The following is an 18,502-nucleotide window of genomic DNA, read 5'->3' as shown; positions in this document are numbered from 1 at the left end:
ATGTATCTATCGAGTTGTTTCGGTTGCAATCAGGTTTGAATGAACAAAAGTTTTTGAGTTTTTCCGGTATGCAGATATTTTCTTATCTTGTGCTGAATCCTTCATCACATTTGATAAAACATACTTCATCATGAAGCCATACACTATTACAGTAAATACGATCAGAAACCATACCATATTTGTCTCCACCCTTTTGTCATTTTATAAATGAGAATAATTTTCATCTTCAATTAGAATCATATCAAAAACGATAATCATTTTCAATAAGAAATTTATTTTTCTTTTTTGAATAGGGGAATCCAGCCTTTAGTATGAAGGTGAACCCTTTCGTAATCGGTTTCAATTCGGAGGGCATTTTCCTCCAGTGGGATCCGGATAGAGAGAATGAATTGATTCATTATTGCAAAGATAAAAAGTGTCCAATAAGCATTAAAGAGCAATGGCACAACTAAGAATTCCAATGTAACGATAAAGTAATTAGGATGTTTCAAATATTTATAAGGGCCTTTCGCCACCACTTCAGCGTTCGGAAGCACAATGATCTTCGTATTCCAATATTTCCCGAGGGAAGTAATCACCCATATTCTTCCCAGCTGAGTCAGGATAAAACCAGTCAACAGGAAAGGCCAATAGGCATTAACTCCTTTATGAAAGATCCCTCCTTCTATTAGTAAAGAAACAAAAAACGCTATATGGATGGCGACCATCATTTTATAATGGGACTGCCCATATTCTTTTGCTCCCAGTTCCTTCATCCACTTTTCATTTGACTTGGCAATGAATAGCTCCACAAGTCTCTGAATCATCAGTACGAAAAAAAACAGAATGAAATAGAGCATCATTCCCACCTCATCAAAAGCAGTTCTGAACTAAACCCCGGCCCTAAAGCAGTACCCAAGCCTATATCTCCACGCTCACAGCCTTTATTCATAAATTCCTTCAGCACATACAAGATAGTTACAGATGACATATTCCCATATTCCTTCAACACCTTCATAGATTCGGAGGTCATACTTTCATCCATCCCTAAAGCTTCCTGGTAGGCTTCAATCACTTTCCTGCCGCCGGGATGAGCTACGAAATGTTTAATGTCCTCAAGCCTAATACCATTAACGTTTATGAACCCCTCCACATTCGGACGTAGCCAGTTCCTTACAAGGGTTGGTATATCCTTTGAAAACACCACATACAGTCCATTATTCTTTACTTCCCACCCCATCACATCAAGGGAATCCCGGAGCAGTGTCGACTGAGTGGCAAAAATGGTTGGCAAAGGATGCGTAATGCCTTTAAGCACTGAACTATCATCACCACATATTACGGCACAAGCCACCCCATCCGCAAATAGAGAGGTACCAATCAGATTGCTCTTTGACCGATCTCCATGCTGAAAGGTGAGAGAACAGAGTTCAATGGAAAGGACGAGAACATTCGCTTTAGGAAATGCTAAACAGTACTCATAAGCACGTGACAATCCACTCGCTCCACCAGCACACCCCAATCCCCAAATTGGTATTCGCTTTACATGAGGTGAGAATGGAAGAAGATTCATGATTCTCGCTTCGAGACTTGGTGTCGCGATACCTGAGGTTGATATCGTAATAATCGTATCAATATCTTCTAATGTAAGTTGATGTCGGGATAAGCTCTTCTTAACAACTTTGCTGCCTAAATCAACTGCATGATGAATAAATTCATCATTCTTTTCTTGAAAGGTATGTTCTTCTGAGAACCAGTCGATATCTTTTACGAAATAACGGCTGTCTATTTCACCATTTTCAAACACGGAGAGAAGACGTCCGATATCTTTAAAACTTTTGGAAAACAACTGTTTCGCAAATTCCGCCGCTTCTTTTTGCGTAATTTTCACAGGGGGAATCTCGGTTTCAACTGAGAGAATTTTGGGCATAATCAAATCACTCCTTACACTTCCATGTAAGGATAGCTTTTCCAATCATTCACAAATCATGTATTGGATTCTTCTTATATTATCAACAAAGGAATTTAGATCCTCCAAAAAATTCATCATTATGAAAATAGTGCTAAATAACACATCTTTAGTACCGGGTATTATGGTATGATTACAGTGACAAAATAGCGGAGGATACGACATGATTTTAACGAGAAGTGTAACAGATATTTTAAATAGTTCAATTGAAGCCATTAAAGGGGTGATTCCCTTATACATTGACGTTCTACAGCCCTCGTTATTGACTGAGCCCTTTAGTCAGCATAAAATCGGTGTACTCATTGGAATTACCGGGGATGTAAGGGGCCGAATGATTATAGATGGTGAAGAAGAGTGCTTTCAATCCCTTGGGGCTTCAATGTTCGGTATGCCATTAGAAGGAGAAATGCTTGAATCTTTTGCAGGTGAATTAGGAAACATGATTGCAGGCAACCTTGCTACTTTATTAGCTCAAGCCGGCCATACCCTGGACATCACTCCCCCTACCGTCATTGTTGGTCAATCAAAAATGTACGGGTTCGAAAAAGCCCTTAAGCTGCCGATAGTCATTGAGAATGTGGGACATTTCTTAGTGATTCTAATGATTGAATAATTGCGCTGAAATAGATAAAAGGCTAACCTCAAGTATATTGGTTAGCCTTTTAGTGTTTAGAAACCTTGAATCGTCATGCCGCCATCTACAAAAATGGTTTGACCGGTAACATAATTCGAAGCATCCGAGGATAGGAAAACAGCCGGTCCCACAAGTTCTTCCAGTTCACCGATTCTTTTTAAAGGTGTTACGGCCAAAATATCGTTTACATATTCTTCATTTTGCAATAATTCTTCCGTTAATGGTGTTTTAAAATACCAAGGCCCGATACTATTCACATTGATATTGTATTTTCCCCATTCCATGGCTAAAACCTTGGTCATTTGAATCATGGCCGCCTTCGTTGAAGCGTACACAACCCCCGTACGTAAGGCAACATGACCAGCAACAGACGCTATGTTAATGATTTTCCCCTGCTTCTTTTCCTTCATATGTTTACCTGTTTCCTGACTCATCATAAAAGCAGATTTCAAATTTGTATCCATGATGGTTTGCCACTCATGATCCGTAACTTCAAGGGCAGTAGAACGGATATTCATTCCTGTGTTATTAATCAAAATATCAATGGAACGTTTTTGATCTTCTATGTAAGCAATCGCTTTTCGAATTTCCTCCCTTGATGTTACATCTGTAGGGATGATATACGCCTTTCTACCCAGCTTTTCTATTTCAATTGCCACATCTTCTAAATCATTCCGCGTTCTAGATAGCAGGACAACATCCGCTCCTGCTTCTGCTAAACCAATACTGAGAGCTCGTCCAATTCCACGGCCTGCTCCGGTGACCACTGCCAATTTATCGTTTAATGAAAATGAAGGTAAATACATCCTCACACCACCTCGCCCATTTTTTGAATCTTCTATATATTAACATAGTCCCTTTATTGAGAAAACTTTAACTTTTTTTCTTATTTCCTTGTCCATTTTGAACATGAATAATGATTTTCCCCTCGACATCGATATGACATTGAGGACAAACCATTTTCTCAGAATAAATCTTGCAGCACTGTTTACAATAATATTTTTCCATCTGATAGCCTCCCATGAGTTGCTCATTCATACACTCTATGCACATTCCTGACACATGTGAACCCATTAATAGACCTATCCCTCCCTGACTTCACATTTATTTCACAACATTTCAAGTAACCTGTGACATTTATCACAGATTCATAGTGGTTTATACCTTTATGATAGTGATAACAAAATCAATCATCCAATAGATGGAAGGAATGAGTGATATGCCGAAACCTGAATTGCATCAAAAAACAGAGGTTAAGGTCGAAGAGTCTACCTCATTAAAAGGTACATTTACTTCGGTCCTGTTTTTAGGTGGATTTTTAGTGCTTACATGGCTAGGGGTCTTCATCCTATTTTTAAATCGTTTTTAATTTTGAAGGAGTGGTTTACATGCACATGCATCGTTATGAAAAATGGTGGTTAACGTTAGGAACAGGGTCTCTTATATTATTTTTAATTATTTTGGGCATCAGTGCTTTTCACCAAGGACATCAACCTCCAAGCGCAAAGGCATACGTCAATCCTGAGCAAGTGGATAAAACCTCGCCTTTTAACGATCCGGGATTGAAGAAAGTAGAAGGAAAGGCTTGGGATTACGAATTAGTGTTTGTCGCATCTGCATTTCTCTACACACCCGGGGAAATTGAAATACCAAAAGGATCTACACTTAAAATCATCGCCACAACAAAAGATGTTGTTCACGGATTTGAAGTCGCAGGGACAAATATTAATATGATGCTTGAACCCGGGTTTGTTAGTGAATATACTACAACCCTTGATAAGACAGGGGAATTTCTAGTTGTTTGTAATGAATATTGTGGTGTAGGTCATCACACAATGAAATCTATGATTAAGGTGGTGGACTAAAATGAAACGATTTGTAAGGATTGATAAAAAAGATGCAACATTGGCGATGGCACATATTTATGTAGGATTTATTGCCCTGGCTCTAGGTGGATTGGCAGGATTATTACAAGTGTTGGTAAGGTCAGGGAAGTTCACATTGCCTGCAGGAATCGGCTACTATCAGGTGTTAACGGTTCACGGAGTATTACTGGGATTGGTATTGACCACTTTCTTCATCTTAGGATTCCAGCATGCTGCCATTTCGCGAACTTCCGGTACCTATTCCGGGAAATCCCGCTTGTTTGGCTGGTTAGGCTTCTGGGTCATGCTTATCGGCACAATCATGGCCGCTATTATGATTCTATTAAATGAAGCAACTGTACTTTATACTTTCTATGCTCCTTTGCAGGCCCACTGGATATTCTACTTAGGGTTGACCTTCGTCGTTGTTGGAAGCTGGTTGGGTGGAGCCGGCATGATCATCAAATATGTAAGCTGGCGAAAAGAAAACCCTGGACAACCAAGCCCTCTGTTAACATTCATGGCCATCATCAATAACGTCTTATGGATTGTAGCCACCATTGGTGTGGCAGGAACGGTTTCATTCCAGCTCCTTCCCTGGTCTCTTGGTCTCGTTGATCGGGTGGATGTACTCGTAAGCAGAACATTATTCTGGTATTTCGGGCATCCCCTTGTATATTTTTGGCTGCTGCCTGCCTATATGGCATGGTATGTCATCATTCCAAAAATCATTGGCGGAAAAATATTTTCAGATTCTTTAGCCAGACTTTCCTTTATATTGTTCCTCTTATTCTCTATTCCTGTAGGTTTTCATCACCAATTAGTGGAACCGGGAATCGACGCGTATTGGAAGTTTTTACAGGTAGTTCTTACCTTTATGGTTGTCATTCCTTCCTTGATGACTGCATTTTCCCTGTTCGCAACCTTTGAAATGTACGGCAGATCCAAAGGAGCTACCGGATTGTTTGGATGGTTTAGAAAGTTACCATGGGGAGATGCCCGCTTTACAGTGCCATTTATCGGCATGGTTGCCTTCATCCCAGCCGGAGCAGGCGGATTAATCAATGCATCGAACCAGATGAACCAGGTTGTTCATAACACCATCTGGGTTACCGGTCACTTTCACTTAACCTTGGCCACTTCTGTTGTCTTGACATTCTTCGGTATTGCCTATTGGCTCGTGCCTCATTTAACAGGACGCGTTTTGACGAAAGCAATGAACAAGCTGGCGATCGTGCAAGCCATTGTTTGGTCTATAGGAATGGGCATCATGTCAGGTGCCATGCATGCTGTCGGATTACTCGGCGCACCAAGAAGATCCTCTTTTTCAACTTATGGGGATGCACCGCAAGCCCTTGAATGGATTCCGTATCAAGTCGCACAGGCCATCGGGGGAACGATTCTTTTTATCGGGATCATTCTGGTTCTATACATCTTTATCAATCTGGCATTCTTCGCCCCTAAAGGAGAGGAAGAATTCCCAGTCGGTGAAAAAACCGAAGCTGCTGAGAAAACACCAATGGCTCTTGAAAACTGGAGGATTTGGTTAACCATCTTAGCAGCCCTCATCCTTGTTGCCTATACCGTTCCGTTCATAGACATGATCCAAAATGCGCCTCCTGCATCCAAGGGTTACCGTTTATGGTAAACGAAAAGAGGCTGCCTCGGGCAGCCTCTATTCTATTTCTCTTTAATTGGAACAAACAACTCTAACTTCCGCTTATCTTCCGTTTCGTTGATCTCTCTATCCTGAGATAGATACTTCTCGACACTCAGTCTGGAGTAGTCTTTTTCATAGCCATTTTCCTTAATCCAATTAAAGATCGAAAAGTAGGCTTGTTCTACTTCCGTTGACAGCCCTTCATAAAGAGCGTGAGCATAGACGCCTGCAGGGAGAGACAGTTCCACTAACCCCGGTGGAAGCTTTTCCACACGATCAACCTCTACGGTACAATAATACGTAAAATCAGTCGCTCTGTCATGGAAAGGAGCGTATATGCATTCATCTCCATTGATGTGGTGAATGGATGGGATCATCTGTAGAAACTTAGTGAATAGTCTCGGGATCTCAGCCCCTTTTCCATATGGACCTGTCCAGCCTATTCCAACAAGCAATTTATCCTCTAGTGATGCAACGTTAATTTCCATGATTTTGCCTCCAATGTATTCGTTAATTCAAGGAATATACCTTTGAATACTTCTCCGTTAAATACTCGGCCAAGTATTGGGCATTTAGCCCTTCTCCAGTAACTTCCCTGATGATTTCCAGCGGTTTTTTCATTTTCCCCCACTGATGGACGTTTGTCGTCAGCCATTCTCTGATGGGGACAAGATTTCCCTCTTCCAACAGCTCTTCATAATGGGGAAGATCTTTCAACATGGCACGCTTAAACTGCGCAGCGTACATATATCCTAATGCATATGACGGAAAGTAACCGAAGCTCCCACCAGCCCAATGAACATCTTGAAGGACACCTTCACCGTTATGGGAAGGGCGAATTCCCAAGTACTCTTCATATTTCTGATTCCAGATTTCAGGAAGATCCTTCACGTCTATCTCATCATTAAATAATCCCTTTTCGATTTCATACCGGATGATAATGTGTAACGCGTACGTTAATTCATCTGCTTCGATTCGAATCAATGATGGCTTCGATTCATTGATTGCCCGGTAGAAATCGTCTTGTTCCACGGAATCGAACTGTCCTGAAGAGTAATCCTTCAGTAACGAATAATTCTTCTTCCAGAAAGAATGATCTCTTCCTACAAAGTTTTCATAGAACAGGGATTGAGATTCATGGATCCCCATAGACGTTCCCGTGCATAGTGGTGTACCAATCAGATCCTTGGAAATGTTCTGCTCATACAGAGCATGACCACCTTCATGGATAGTCCCGAACACGGCTGTTCTCCAATCCTTCTCGTCATATTTAGTTGTTACCCTTACATCACCAGGGTTTAAACCAATCGCAAATGGATGGACCGTCTCATCCAATCTCCCGGAGTTAAAATCATACCCCATTTGCTCCAGGATCTTTAAGCTGAAATCCTTTTGCTTATCCTTTGGGAAGTGTTCAAAGAGGAAATCAGTATGTGGCTTATGTTCCGATTCGGAAATCTTATGTACAAGCGGGACAATTTGATCCCGAAGATCACCAAATACCTTATCTAACACTTCAACCGTTACACCTGGCTCATACATATCCAGTAACGTATTATATTTGTTATCTTCGTAGCCCCAATAATCAATAAAGCGTTTCGTAAATGCCACCAGTTTTTCTAAATAGGGCTGAAACATAGTGAAATCCGCTTTTTCTTTGGCTTCTTCCCATACACCTTCAGCTTTCGATTGTAACACCACGTATTCTCTATATTCAGTAGCGGGAATTTTTTTATTCCGATCATACTCTTTTTGACACTCTTCTAATAGTTTTTGTGTCATGTTGTCCAATTTGTCCATTTCTGGCGACAGTTTAGCCAGGTATGCAGCCATTTCATTGGAGGTCGACATTCCAAAAAGCTCAGATGAAAGCATTCCAATGACTTCAGATCGTTGTTCTACGCCATTTTTCGGAGCACCTGTCCGTAAATCCCAGAACATCAAGCCAAGCGCTTCGTTGTAGGCAGTCATTTTTTTTACATAATCATGGAAACGATCTTTTGTTTCTATTACTGATTCTTTCATTATAAATAAGCCCCCTTTTTTAACATTCAATCTATTTTATCATATTTTTCTGGCAACTTGGGTTGGAATGATTGATAGAGGGACGCTGAGAAACCTAGTATTAGTCCAAGAGGCTATGCCCCTAAAGTAAGGACCAAAAAAACCGCCAATTCAGGCGGCTTTTACAACACTTTATGAATTCAATACTTCAATTCCAACTGGTAATACGGATTCTACCAGCTGTTTATAAGGTGCTTCATGACCATTGACCAAGACATGAATGCTTCCTTGATCCTCGCTCGTCCGAATCAATCGGCCAATTCCCTGTCTCATTCGAAGGAGCATGTAGGGAATATCCACTTCTTCCACTGAATTTTCAGCATGATTTCGTTTCGCATCAAACACAGGATCCATAGGAGGGAATGGGAGTGAATAGATTATGACTTGGGAAAGTGACTCTCCAGGCACGTCCAAACCTTCCCATAAATGATAGGAGCAAAGAACTGTAAAGGTTTCCTGCTGAAACTGCTGTACCGTTTCACTAATCTCTCTGTCTCCTTCATAAATCACATTCCAGTCCTGATTTCCCTGCTGCTTTTGAAATTGCCTAAAGACATTCATTTCTTCCTTAGTAGAGAAGAGAATCAATGACTTCCCTTGATTTTCCTTCAACATCTCAAAGGCATATTGATTCTTAGAATCCCTGCCTTCTTCTAATGAAGGAAGAAAAGCTTTCATCATGTCTTCGTATTCATAAGGAGAATCTACCGAGAACTTTTCATATTTTTCAATCCCCAGGGACTGAGAAACATAAGAGAAGTCTCCATTATAGGATAGAGTGGCAGAAGAAAAGATAAATGGGATATTTTGAGAGAAGACTCGATCTCGCAATATTTCTTCCACCAATCTTGGCATCACAACAAAGGTATGTTCTTCTTCTGACGTTTCCAACCAATAGATTCCTCTTTCATCATCTATGAAGAGTTTCAACGAAAACTGAATCTGCTCAAGGTACTCTTCCACTACCTTTAATAAATAATCATCCATTACATACATTTCAGATTCAAAGACCAGCTCATTTAAAAGATTTTCAATTTTCTCCGTTAGCGCTTTTCCTTGCTGTAATATGGCTTCAGAACGGGAAATGTATTGTCTCTCAGAACCAGTTTCCCCTTTGGATTCTTTCTCCAGGAGCTCGAACCACTTTTCATTATCCAGCATAATATCTTCAATGACATACAACGTTTCTTCCCTCATATCAGACGCTGAAAGCTTCTCCAGTAAGCCTTCCAGGGTCTCCATTCTCATGCGGTAAGTCATCGCTTTTTGAGAAGCAAATTCCAATAAGTGACCTTCGTCAAATACAACAGAGCTCGCTTCCGGCAGAAGTGGCAGTTGCCCTTCACGTTTGCGGGAGTCTTTCGTCCAAATATGTTCCATATAAAAATCATGGGAACAGATGATTAAGTCTGTTGCCCCCCGGTAATGTTCACGATGAAGTGTAAGACCACAGCGATGGCGATAAGAACAAGACATACAGTCCTGAAGAGAATCCCAGCCAACTTGATTCCATTCTTCATCGGATAGGTGGGAATATTCTTTTCTATCCCCATAATGACTGAAGCTTCTCATGGAAGAATTGTCGTGTACAAAACCCGGTAATTCCTCCCATATGTCCTGGTAACCCTCGCTTTGGGGAATTTTTTCCTCAAGTTTTTTTATACATAGATATTGTTCTCTGGACTTTGCCAATCGAACATCTATATCAAGATCCAGTGCATTCTCAAGCTTCTGTATGTCCCCTTCTTTTTTCACAATCTGTTCAATGAGCGTTTCATCAGCACACGCTATGATTGCAGGTTTGCCGGTATATCTGGCAAAAGATAACGCATATAATAGGTAGACAAGGGTTTTCCCCGTACCGACACCTGCTTCTGCAAACATAACCTGCTTATTTTTATAGGCTTGATTAAGCTGAAAGGCCATAAATACCTGTTCATCCCTTAAATCAAATCCCTTTTCAGGCAATAGATCATAAAACACGTCACCGACCCAATCAGATAATGCTTCATAAAATGATTGCTCCTTGGTTAATTCAAATGGTAATTTTCTTCTCATGAGGACCTCCTGCGTTACACAATATTTCTAATTTACTAGAATTCTTTCCTATTGAAAAGGGATAACCGTAATTTATTTAATTGAAGGCTTTAACAATGGCTTTTTTCGCAATAATTGTTGTTTTCAAGAATAGAATCTGCCAGGCCTCTGTCAACCATACTTGATGGTGAGGGGAACTGCTCCGCTTGCAGCTAGCGTTCGGCCGAGCCTCCTCAGCTCAGCCGAACGGGGTCTCGGCACGCCCAAAATCCGCCGGAGTCTGCGCAGTTCCCCTCACCATCTTTAACAGAATTTTCATGGCAGAGCTTCAAGGTGTGCAAGAACACAATGTAACTAGAAAAAATAATTCCTCTTCCTTAAAAGGAAAATCAATTTCTACTTACCTTAAAAGAGATTGTTTGCTAAAATTCTTATTTTAATTGTTTTCCATTAAGGATTCATGCTCAGAAAGTTGATTGGAGCGGAAGGATGATCGACTCCTGCGGGAATAGCTGGACAGGTGAGACCCCGCAGGCGCAGCCGAGGAGGCTCACCGCCAGCCCCGCGGAAAGCGAGCATCCTGGAGCGGAAATCAACTATTACTTTCTCCTCTACAATAGCAACAAACTATACGAAAAGAGCCTAAACAAAAGAAAAGAGACGCTCCATACAAGGGTAGTTCTACCACTTGTATGGATGTCCCCAGTCTCCAAAGAATGCACTCAGTCGTATATTCTCTTTTTCCTTAACAATTCATATTGAAAAGCCTGATCAAGGTTTTTTGTTGCTTCATCCAAGCCTGCTTGGATGGCTGCTCCTTCTTCTCCGGAAATGGAAGAAATTGAGCTTTGTAATGCCTGGTAGATTTTGTGGTAATCGATGAAGGAATGGTCCATCCTCTTTCACTCCTCTAAAAATGATAGAACTATTATACGCAGGAATCGAAAGGGATATTCTGAACTTCTCTTCTTTTTTTCGTGATCTTGAAACGATTACCCTTTTCTCGGCGGACGCGGGCCAAAGTACTGATAATAATCTGTTCGAATAAATCCGTTAAACAATTTACGTTTCTTCGTAGCTTGTTTACCATAGCATTGCTCAAAATTTTCATGGGAAGTCATCATGTAAACAGACCAAGTATCCAGCTTCTCGAAAGCTTTCCCCATTTCCTGATACATTCTCTCCACTTCTTTTCTTTCTCCTAATCGTTCACCATAAGGAGGGTTTCCGACGATGATGCCATATTCCAGTTCTGAAGTGAAGTCCCTCACTTGCATTTGTTTAAATTTCACCAGGTCTCCAAGCCCTGCTTCCATTGCATTCTCTTTGGAAACTTCGATCATTCGGTGATCGATGTCCGTACCCAGTATTTCCAGAGGCTGATCATAGTTAGCCAAATCCTCTGCTTCCAAACGTGTTTTCTCCCAGACCTCAGCAGGCATCATTGGCCAGTTCTCTGACAAAAACTCACGATTGAATCCTGGAGCAATATTTTGCCCGATCAAGGCCGCTTCAATCGGAATGGTTCCAGACCCGCAAAATGGATCTACAAATGGACGGTCAGGGTTCCATGTCGTTAATTGGATCAGGGCCGCTGCCAGTGTTTCTTTTAAAGGAGCCTCACCTTGTCCGATTCGATAACCCCTCTTATGAAGTCCTTGTCCACTCGTATCCAGGGTGATGCTTGCTACATCTTTATGGATCGCCACCTCGATTTTAAATAAGGGACCCGTTTCGTCAAGCCATGATGTACGTTTGTATGCTGTACGTAAACGTTCAACGATTGCTTTTTTAACAATCGCCTGGCAATCAGGGACACTGTATAGCTTTGATTTGACCGATTTCCCTTGAACAGGAAATTCCGCGTCTACTGGAAGGAAGTTTTCCCATGGCAGTTTCTTTGTATTTTCAAATAGTTCATCAAAGGAGTACGCTTTAAAGTCTCCAACGAGTATCTTAATCCTGTCAGCGGTCCTTAGCCACATATTGGCTCGCGCAATAGCCGTTTCATCTCCTTTGAAGATGACTTTTCCGTTATCCACCTGACATTCGTAGCCCAATTCCTTCACTTCTTTTGCGACAATTGCTTCTAAGCCCATCGCGGCCGTTGCAATTAATGTATATGTACTCATATTCGTCACCCCGTTAATAAGTATCTTTATTACAATAGTATAGTCTTGATTCCTTAAATATAAAAAGGACTGATACAAAAGAGCAGTGTATTACCTGCATGTATCAGTCACTTGCATTATTTAATCCATATTGCTCTTATCCCGTAATAGTGTTCTGTAAGCCATGTTTTGTTCCGTTGTACTACAAACGACTCTTCGTCTCGTACTCAGGTGGTAATCATCTATCTACAAAGGAAGCACCTTTGTCCCTCTCTTCGTTCGTTTCCTCTGAGAGGATTCCCCTACCTAATTTTGGGTTTCTCGCTCGTGGGGTTTACCTCGTTCCACTCCTGCCATTTCTAACAGGACTTCGTCACTGTGGCACTTTCAAGGTAGTCACACCATATCCAAAGGACTTAGGTGTTTTCCCTGCCGTCAACTCAAAACTTGAGCTGCCCTAGCTTATGAATTGGCTAGGCACGATCACTACGTGCATCTCAGCACCGTGCGAGCATGGACTTTCCTCTACAACTTAACGTTGCAGCGATTACCCGAACACCATTAAGGATCAGCAATAACTAATTATACTGTAATTCTTCCAAGTATTCAACTGGAAATATCAGTCATACAATTTGTTACCAAATACGTGTTTCTCTAAATTAGACAAGCGCTTAAGAATATCGAAATTCGTTGTGCCTGTCTGTTGAGCCGGAGCAGCGGAGCGTTGCTTACTTGCTCCCTCCAATTGTTTCTTCAATCGCAGGTTCTCTTGTTGCAGATCTTCTATTTCTTGATGGAAGGTTTCATAATCTTTAATAATCAAATCTAAAAATTTATCTACGTCTTCTGGTTTATATCCCCGCATGCCACTTTTGAATTCTTTTTCCAGGATATCCTTTGCGGTTAGTTTCACTTTATCTGAGATCATTATATTCACCTCTATATTTATCACTATCATTTTTTCAAATAACCATCAGTTTGTCAATTATAATTGTTTTCGGGGTTTATACAATTTCCGAAGAGTTAATGAGTGATAAAACATCCTCTACTCATTCTTCCACTGCTCTTCTTCGACGACCCATTGCAGATCATGGAAGTTGATCGCCCTTATTTCAAAGGAAGGATCAGCTTCTTTCTTCTTCTTCGCTTCTTGATAGAAGTACCTGGGTGAGCCTTCTTTCTCTTCATCGTACAGTATCACTAACGCTTGGCTTTTTTGCAAGAATAACTGATTTTTGTTTCGAAATTGCTGTGGACTCTTGTAAGGTTCTTTTGAGATTGACTCGACAAAATCAGCTTGAGAAAGAATGAGCTCATAGTACTCTTTATTGGCGTCGTTCCAATTTTCTTCTTGAGAGAGAAATGGAGTTAATATAGCCAGTTTAAGATCAGGGTAATCTTCCTGAAGCTCAAACACCACTTCTGCTCCCCAAAGCTCAACCCCAAGTTGGCCACTAATGAGTACCCATTCTAAATCTTCTTCCAAAAGAGAAACCAATTCCTTCTTTAAAGCCTGCTTTATGTAGTAAATTGCTTTGTCATCCTGCTTAAAAACTCCCAGTTCAAAGGATTTATATCCGGTTATGCACGCAACATTACTCAAATGCAAAACTCCTTCATTAAACTTTCAGGACAAACAAGTCTCTTTAAAGCTTAGTGTGCCCCAATCCTTTACACTCTATTGTAACATATTTTACGAAGTACGAGGTCAAGATCTCATTCTAACATTTAACATTCACCATCATAAAGAAGAGATGGCTCTAATGGTCATTAGTCACTTTTGCAGAGTGACACAGTGTATCACTCTGCAATTGAAACTAACCTCTTAGAGGCATCCCTCTGAAGTCTTCACTCAGAATATTATCGTCCCATACCATATGGTCCGAATGGTGGTCTTGGGCGCGGTCCAGGTCCGAATCCCGGGCCAAACCCCGGGCCTCCTGGGCCTTGAGGTCCTCCTGGTCCACCCGGTCCACCGCCACAGTTGAAATGTTGGTGTGAAACACTGTCTACTTGTGATTGTGTTTGTGGGAAATAATGTTTATGTTGATACATAACATTATTTACATTTGTTGTGTGTGTAGGGTGAATGTGTGGCACCTCAAAGGTGTTGCATGACTGATTCACACAACATTTCGTCGGGTGCATGACTGCAGGAAGTACTTGATTAGGTCTTGGTCTTTTATACATCGAAACGCTCTCCTTTCATCTCTTAGTTATTACATTAATAGCCTATGAAATGAAGAGGGTACATGTACTAATGCAAATACCTATTTTTAGGAAAACATTTTGCAGGCTTACATAAAGCTATATAAACTTTGTGGATAATTGGTAAAAACAAAAGCTGTTAAACCAATGACGACAAAGAACAAAATTAAGATCGCTCGGTTCATTTTCATCATCCCATCTAAATATTAAATATTTTCAACACAATTAACTATTTTACATCTACTTTTGAAAATTCTCAATATAAAAATAAGGAGTTTGAACCACTTTTTTAGTATTATTTATAAAAATTTGTGTATCTAGGATGGATGGTCTGAATTCTTATTCAATTTTCTTCTTAACCGGCTCTTTCGATGATGAAGTTTACCTATAAAGACCTTGTGCTTTTGACTGTTTGCTTCCTTAGTTTCTATCAGCAGTGATTCGAGTTGGTCACATCTTTCTAATGCTAATTGGAAATTCTTCGTTTTGTGCTCATACAATTTAGCCAGTTCCAACAATACGACTTTTCTAATGGAAATAGGGGCTTCTTTCCACATTCGTTCCCATAACTCTATGGCCTTCCTCTCCTCATTGTCTTTCTTGTATTGAAAAGCGAGGAAATGCATAGCCTCATAATTCGTCCTATCATCCTCTTTAATAATCTCCTGGTAGCGTTCTTTTGCAATCTCTCTATTACCCGTGTATTCAAGCCATCTCCCGACCTCGAAACGCTCATGGTCAGTTGCTTCCTTATGGACATTCAATAGTTGAAACGTCAAATGCGTATATAGAGTGATCAATGACAAGATATCCAGCTCATTATGAGTCATAACCTTGAATATACCTTCCGGATCCTTACGTTCGATATAATCAAAATAAATCATAGGGGCTAAATATCCCGGAACATCGTCTACTCTATTAAATCCAAGGATTTTTCGCTCTACGTTTATTAACTTTACAGATTCTAACTTGTGCTTGAAGAGTCTTCTGGATCCATGATAAAGGTCAAAATGCCCAAATGCAGGCAATTTTGGAACATGATCTTTAATGAGGGTATGCCTTGTCTTTACTTGTGGCCAATCAAACGCTTTTCCGTTATATGTCACGAGTGTGTTATAATCCACATGGCTTAAAAAACTGTGATAAAGAGGTATTTCACTTCCCGGTTGAGGTAAAAAATGCTGGGTCACAATCACCTCTGTTTCTGTCACCCTCCCATGCCCTAGTAAGAAGATAGTATTTCCAACCCCCCCACCTAAACCGGTCGTTTCCGTATCAAAGAAAAACAATTGCTCATGAGTATGCCCTTTAGAAGACAAGGGATGAACACCTGAAAAGTCTTGCCAGGCATCCACCGCACTAATAAAATCTTTAAACGTGTAGTCTCCATGACGATGATCGATTGGATATCGCTTCTCTCTCACCAGACAAAAATCACCGTCAATTTTGTACACAGTGGCACCATTTTGTTTCCATAAATCAAGAAATGGCAAGTCTACCGATTCCTGATCTAAAATGGGAGGCTGACTTTTCTTCTCTTCATCGTCCTTTTCTCTAATTATATGTTTTTTCATTCTGGATAATTTATTTTTTAGTGACATATTGATTCCCTCCTTCTTTTATTGAAGGAAAAGATGAAGAAGCTTTAATGTATCCACCTTGGCTGTGTCCAGTGAATGATCCGTTCCAATACAAGATGGACAACCAGCTTTACACGGACATCTCTCTATCATTGCAGATGTCTCAAGGAGTATTTTCTCCATCTGTTCATACACCTTTTCACTTAACCCGATTCCCCCAGGGTACCGATCGTAGATAAAGATCGTAGGCTGTTCATTGTGTGCAGCTTTTATTTGTGGTACCACAAAAATATCACTGGGGTCGCACATCACAAATAAAGGAATAATCGATTTCAAGCTCTGTGCCGCTCCAATGAGTCCTTCCTCCAAACGCTCCTGACTAAATGAAGAAGCGTCCCTTAAAGAAATCCAGCTGGAGCTCGTATGCAGCTCTTCTTCAGGAAGGTGGATGGGACCTGATCCAATGTTTTCATGGGTATCAAATTTAATTTTTTTGAAAATCGTTGCCATTGCTTGAACGGTCACATCCCCATAAGCTACGTCATATCTTTCCCCTGTGCGAAACTTGTCTGTTTCGAGTACTCTTAATTGTACAGCCAGATTGGCATCGGTGAAATAATCCACATCCACTTCCCTTACATACGCTTTCTTTTCTTCCCAATCCAGTTCCTCTACTTGGAATTGAACTCCTTGATGTAAATAAATCGCTTCATCATGCAATAAGGTCATAGCTGAGAAACGATCCATCTCCCCTATCACTTTCACGGCTGAAATGTCTGTTTGATCAATGATTATGACATTCTCCTGGGAAGCTGAGCGAAGGCTGATATTATGTGCAGGAAACACATCATTCATCCAATACCATTTTTCACCGTTCTTATGAACCACACGCTCTTCCACTAAAAATTCTAAAATATCATCAATATCGTGCCTGCCAAATTGTTCCCCTTCCTTAAAGGGGAGCTCATAAGCGGCGCACTTAATATGATCAATGAGAATAATTAAATTATCAGGGTTGATTCTCGCCGTTTCAGGCGTTTGCTCGAAGAAATAATCCGGATGCTCAATAATGAACTGATCTAGTGGGCTTGAGCTTGCTACCATGATGACAAGAGATTCCCCATGTCTTCTGCCGGCTCTTCCAGCTTGCTGCCAGGCACTTGCGATCGTCCCGGGATAGCCCGTCATGATGCACACTTGTAATTGTCCGATATCCACCCCTAATTCGAGGGCATTCGTACTGACAACTCCATAGATTTCACCAGATCGCAAGCCTTTTTCAATCTCACGGCGTTGAGTCGGCAGATATCCTCCCCTGTACCCCCTGATTGATTTCATTCCTAATTGACTCTTCACTAATTCTTGTAAGTAGGTAAGGATAATTTCCACCCTTACTCTGCTTCTGGCAAATATGATCGTTTGCACCTTATTCTTCAATAACTCACCAGCAATTCTCCTTACCTCCAGAGTCGCACTCCTGCGTATGTTCAATGGTTTATTGACAATGGGGGGGTTATAGAATACGAAATGTTTTTTGGCACTTGGTGCTCCGTTATTATCTATCAGATTCATTTCATTGCCTGTTAAATGCTCTGCCAGCTCTTTTGGGTTTGCAATCGTTGCCGATGTACAGATGAAAATGGGAGAAGCTCCATAAAACTCGCAAATTCGTTTCAATCTCCTGATCACATTGCTTACATGGGAACCAAAAACTCCCCTATATATATGAAGCTCATCGATTATTACGTATTTAAGATTCTCAAAAAGAGACACCCACTTTGTATGATGAGGAAGGATGGCTGAGTGGAGCATATCAGGATTCGTTATGACGATATGCCCGGCTTTCCTTACTTTTTGCCGGATATTGGCGGAGGTATCTCCATCATATGTATAGCTATTAATAGAAGCTTCTGCTTCTGAGATGATTTCGTTCAGCTCACTTTTCTGATCTTGTGCGAGAGCTTTAGTTGGAAAAATATATAATGCCCGTGCATCGGGGTTGTCCATGATCGTTTGTAATACGGGTAGATTATAACAAAGAGTCTTGCCAGAGGCTGTAGGAGTTACCGCGGTAAAGCTCTTTCCTTTCATTGCCAGCTGAAAAGCAGAGTGTTGATGGGTATAAAGCTTTTCAATGCCCCTTTTTTGCAGCGCACTTTTTATTTTTTCATTTATCTCCAGTGGCAGATCTACCAATTGTGCGGGCTTTTCATCTATGGTATGCCAGTGAACAATCTGTTCATTAAAATCATCATCTTTTTTAAAATGTTCAATCAACTGTTGAAGATTGTTTTTCTTAAACACAGGTATCACCTCTTCTATTCATTTTACCGAATCTATGTTCGAAACTAAAGGAAAAAAACCAGGATATCTTTTCCTCAATAATCTAACTAGA

At 40.7% G+C, this 18,502-nt stretch carries 18 protein-coding genes and 1 other RNA gene; 3 read left to right on the top strand and 16 right to left on the bottom strand.

The features are described from left to right. Positions 1-6: 6 nt before the first annotated feature. The 3 genes from ACQKFO_RS02720 to ACQKFO_RS02710 form a co-directional block, all read right to left on the bottom strand. A complete protein-coding gene (locus ACQKFO_RS02720) occupies positions 7-177 on the bottom strand; it encodes a hypothetical protein (protein WP_427596747.1) in 171 nt (56 codons plus the stop codon). A 95-nt stretch (positions 178-272) separates the two neighbouring features. Next, positions 273-839, bottom strand: a complete 567-nt coding sequence (locus ACQKFO_RS02715; protein WP_427596746.1) for an isoprenylcysteine carboxyl methyltransferase family protein — start codon at positions 837-839, stop codon at positions 273-275. Further along, entirely contained in the window at positions 839-1,909 is a 1,071-nt protein-coding gene (locus ACQKFO_RS02710) for a type III polyketide synthase (RefSeq protein ID WP_427596745.1), read from the bottom strand. Before ACQKFO_RS02710 ends, ACQKFO_RS02715 begins: the two co-directional genes overlap by 1 nt. A 202-nt stretch (positions 1,910-2,111) precedes the next feature. Here ACQKFO_RS02710 and ACQKFO_RS02705 point away from each other — a divergent pair, with 202 nt between their 5' ends. Continuing rightward, positions 2,112-2,561 carry a chemotaxis protein CheX gene (locus ACQKFO_RS02705; RefSeq protein ID WP_427596744.1) on the top strand — a complete coding sequence of 150 codons (450 nt, stop codon included), beginning with the start codon at positions 2,112-2,114 and terminating at the stop codon, positions 2,559-2,561. Between the two features lie 56 nt (positions 2,562-2,617). On the opposite strand, the gene ACQKFO_RS02700 is transcribed toward ACQKFO_RS02705, so the two are convergent. Next, positions 2,618-3,388 carry an SDR family NAD(P)-dependent oxidoreductase gene (locus ACQKFO_RS02700; RefSeq protein ID WP_427596743.1) on the bottom strand — a complete coding sequence of 257 codons (771 nt, stop codon included), beginning with the start codon at positions 3,386-3,388 and terminating at the stop codon, positions 2,618-2,620. Between the two features lie 67 nt (positions 3,389-3,455). Next, the gene (locus ACQKFO_RS02695) at positions 3,456-3,590 is read right to left on the bottom strand and encodes a hypothetical protein (RefSeq protein WP_427596741.1); all 135 of its coding nucleotides are present in this window, start codon (positions 3,588-3,590) and stop codon (positions 3,456-3,458) included. A gap of 380 nt (positions 3,591-3,970) precedes the next feature. Between ACQKFO_RS02695 and ACQKFO_RS02690 the strand changes: the two genes are divergently transcribed. Continuing rightward, complete coding sequence (locus ACQKFO_RS02690; RefSeq protein ID WP_427596740.1) at positions 3,971-4,447, top strand: cytochrome c oxidase subunit II; 477 nt, start codon at positions 3,971-3,973, stop codon at positions 4,445-4,447. A gap of 1 nt (position 4,448) precedes the next feature. After that, complete coding sequence (locus ACQKFO_RS02685) at positions 4,449-6,095, top strand: b(o/a)3-type cytochrome-c oxidase subunit 1 (RefSeq protein ID WP_427596738.1); 1,647 nt, start codon at positions 4,449-4,451, stop codon at positions 6,093-6,095. Positions 6,096-6,127: 32 nt separating this feature from the next. Here the strand turns inward: ACQKFO_RS02685 and ACQKFO_RS02680 are convergent, their stop codons facing one another. From ACQKFO_RS02680 to ACQKFO_RS02630, 11 genes are all read right to left on the bottom strand, one after another. Further along, positions 6,128-6,595 carry a GyrI-like domain-containing protein gene (locus ACQKFO_RS02680; protein ID WP_427596737.1) on the bottom strand — a complete coding sequence of 156 codons (468 nt, stop codon included), beginning with the start codon at positions 6,593-6,595 and terminating at the stop codon, positions 6,128-6,130. A gap of 22 nt (positions 6,596-6,617) precedes the next feature. Next, positions 6,618-8,132, bottom strand: coding sequence for a carboxypeptidase M32 (locus tag ACQKFO_RS02675; protein WP_427596736.1), 1,515 nt, complete (start codon positions 8,130-8,132; stop codon positions 6,618-6,620). 171 nt (positions 8,133-8,303) lie between these two features. After that, positions 8,304-10,229 carry an ATP-dependent DNA helicase gene (locus ACQKFO_RS02670; protein WP_427596735.1) on the bottom strand — a complete coding sequence of 642 codons (1,926 nt, stop codon included), beginning with the start codon at positions 10,227-10,229 and terminating at the stop codon, positions 8,304-8,306. Positions 10,230-10,930: 701 nt separating this feature from the next. Continuing rightward, positions 10,931-11,104: a hypothetical protein gene (locus ACQKFO_RS02665; RefSeq protein WP_187443267.1), complete on the bottom strand. Its 174-nt coding sequence runs from the start codon at positions 11,102-11,104 to the stop codon at positions 10,931-10,933. 96 nt (positions 11,105-11,200) lie between these two features. Continuing rightward, positions 11,201-12,340, bottom strand: coding sequence for a THUMP domain-containing class I SAM-dependent RNA methyltransferase (locus tag ACQKFO_RS02660; RefSeq protein ID WP_149156889.1), 1,140 nt, complete (start codon positions 12,338-12,340; stop codon positions 11,201-11,203). 152 nt (positions 12,341-12,492) lie between these two features. Then, positions 12,493-12,878, bottom strand: an RNA gene (gene rnpB, locus ACQKFO_RS02655) — RNase P RNA component class B. Between the two features lie 60 nt (positions 12,879-12,938). Next, positions 12,939-13,247 carry a cell division regulator GpsB gene (gpsB, locus tag ACQKFO_RS02650; protein WP_427596733.1) on the bottom strand — a complete coding sequence of 103 codons (309 nt, stop codon included), beginning with the start codon at positions 13,245-13,247 and terminating at the stop codon, positions 12,939-12,941. 117 nt (positions 13,248-13,364) lie between these two features. Then, positions 13,365-13,922, bottom strand: a complete 558-nt coding sequence (locus ACQKFO_RS02645; RefSeq protein ID WP_427596732.1) for a DUF1273 domain-containing protein — start codon at positions 13,920-13,922, stop codon at positions 13,365-13,367. A gap of 257 nt (positions 13,923-14,179) precedes the next feature. Next, positions 14,180-14,509 carry a CotD family spore coat protein gene (locus ACQKFO_RS02640; RefSeq protein WP_427596731.1) on the bottom strand — a complete coding sequence of 110 codons (330 nt, stop codon included), beginning with the start codon at positions 14,507-14,509 and terminating at the stop codon, positions 14,180-14,182. A gap of 335 nt (positions 14,510-14,844) precedes the next feature. Next, a complete protein-coding gene (locus ACQKFO_RS02635; protein WP_427596730.1) occupies positions 14,845-16,128 on the bottom strand; it encodes a ribonuclease H-like domain-containing protein in 1,284 nt (427 codons plus the stop codon). Between the two features lie 18 nt (positions 16,129-16,146). After that, entirely contained in the window at positions 16,147-18,384 is a 2,238-nt protein-coding gene (locus tag ACQKFO_RS02630) for a DEAD/DEAH box helicase (protein WP_427597779.1), read from the bottom strand. Positions 18,385-18,502: the final 118 nt, after the last annotated feature.

Origin of the sequence: Rossellomorea sp. NPDC071047 (assembly GCF_050270195.1) — a bacterium.
Lineage (GTDB): Bacteria > Bacillota > Bacilli > Bacillales > Bacillaceae_B > Rossellomorea.
This window is presented reverse-complemented; position numbering and strand designations above follow the sequence as displayed.

Coding starts and splice junctions, on each gene's coding strand:
- ACQKFO_RS02705 (WP_427596744.1), top strand. CDS start 2,112: ATGATTTTAACGAGAAGTGTAACAGATATTTTAAATAGTTCAATTGAA.
- ACQKFO_RS02710 (WP_427596745.1), bottom strand. CDS start 1,909: ATGCCCAAAATTCTCTCAGTTGAAACCGAGATTCCCCCTGTGAAAATT.
- ACQKFO_RS02700 (WP_427596743.1), bottom strand. CDS start 3,388: ATGTATTTACCTTCATTTTCATTAAACGATAAATTGGCAGTGGTCACC.
- ACQKFO_RS02680 (WP_427596737.1), bottom strand. CDS start 6,595: ATGGAAATTAACGTTGCATCACTAGAGGATAAATTGCTTGTTGGAATA.
- ACQKFO_RS02715 (WP_427596746.1), bottom strand. CDS start 839: ATGCTCTATTTCATTCTGTTTTTTTTCGTACTGATGATTCAGAGACTT.
- ACQKFO_RS02720 (WP_427596747.1), bottom strand. CDS start 177: ATGGTATGGTTTCTGATCGTATTTACTGTAATAGTGTATGGCTTCATG.
- ACQKFO_RS02685 (WP_427596738.1), top strand. CDS start 4,449: ATGAAACGATTTGTAAGGATTGATAAAAAAGATGCAACATTGGCGATG.
- ACQKFO_RS02695 (WP_427596741.1), bottom strand. CDS start 3,590: ATGGAAAAATATTATTGTAAACAGTGCTGCAAGATTTATTCTGAGAAA.
- ACQKFO_RS02635 (WP_427596730.1), bottom strand. CDS start 16,128: ATGTCACTAAAAAATAAATTATCCAGAATGAAAAAACATATAATTAGA.
- ACQKFO_RS02640 (WP_427596731.1), bottom strand. CDS start 14,509: ATGTATAAAAGACCAAGACCTAATCAAGTACTTCCTGCAGTCATGCAC.
- ACQKFO_RS02675 (WP_427596736.1), bottom strand. CDS start 8,132: ATGAAAGAATCAGTAATAGAAACAAAAGATCGTTTCCATGATTATGTA.
- ACQKFO_RS02665 (WP_187443267.1), bottom strand. CDS start 11,104: ATGGACCATTCCTTCATCGATTACCACAAAATCTACCAGGCATTACAA.
- ACQKFO_RS02670 (WP_427596735.1), bottom strand. CDS start 10,229: ATGAGAAGAAAATTACCATTTGAATTAACCAAGGAGCAATCATTTTAT.
- ACQKFO_RS02660 (WP_149156889.1), bottom strand. CDS start 12,340: ATGAGTACATATACATTAATTGCAACGGCCGCGATGGGCTTAGAAGCA.
- gpsB (WP_427596733.1), bottom strand. CDS start 13,247: ATGATCTCAGATAAAGTGAAACTAACCGCAAAGGATATCCTGGAAAAA.
- ACQKFO_RS02690 (WP_427596740.1), top strand. CDS start 3,971: ATGCACATGCATCGTTATGAAAAATGGTGGTTAACGTTAGGAACAGGG.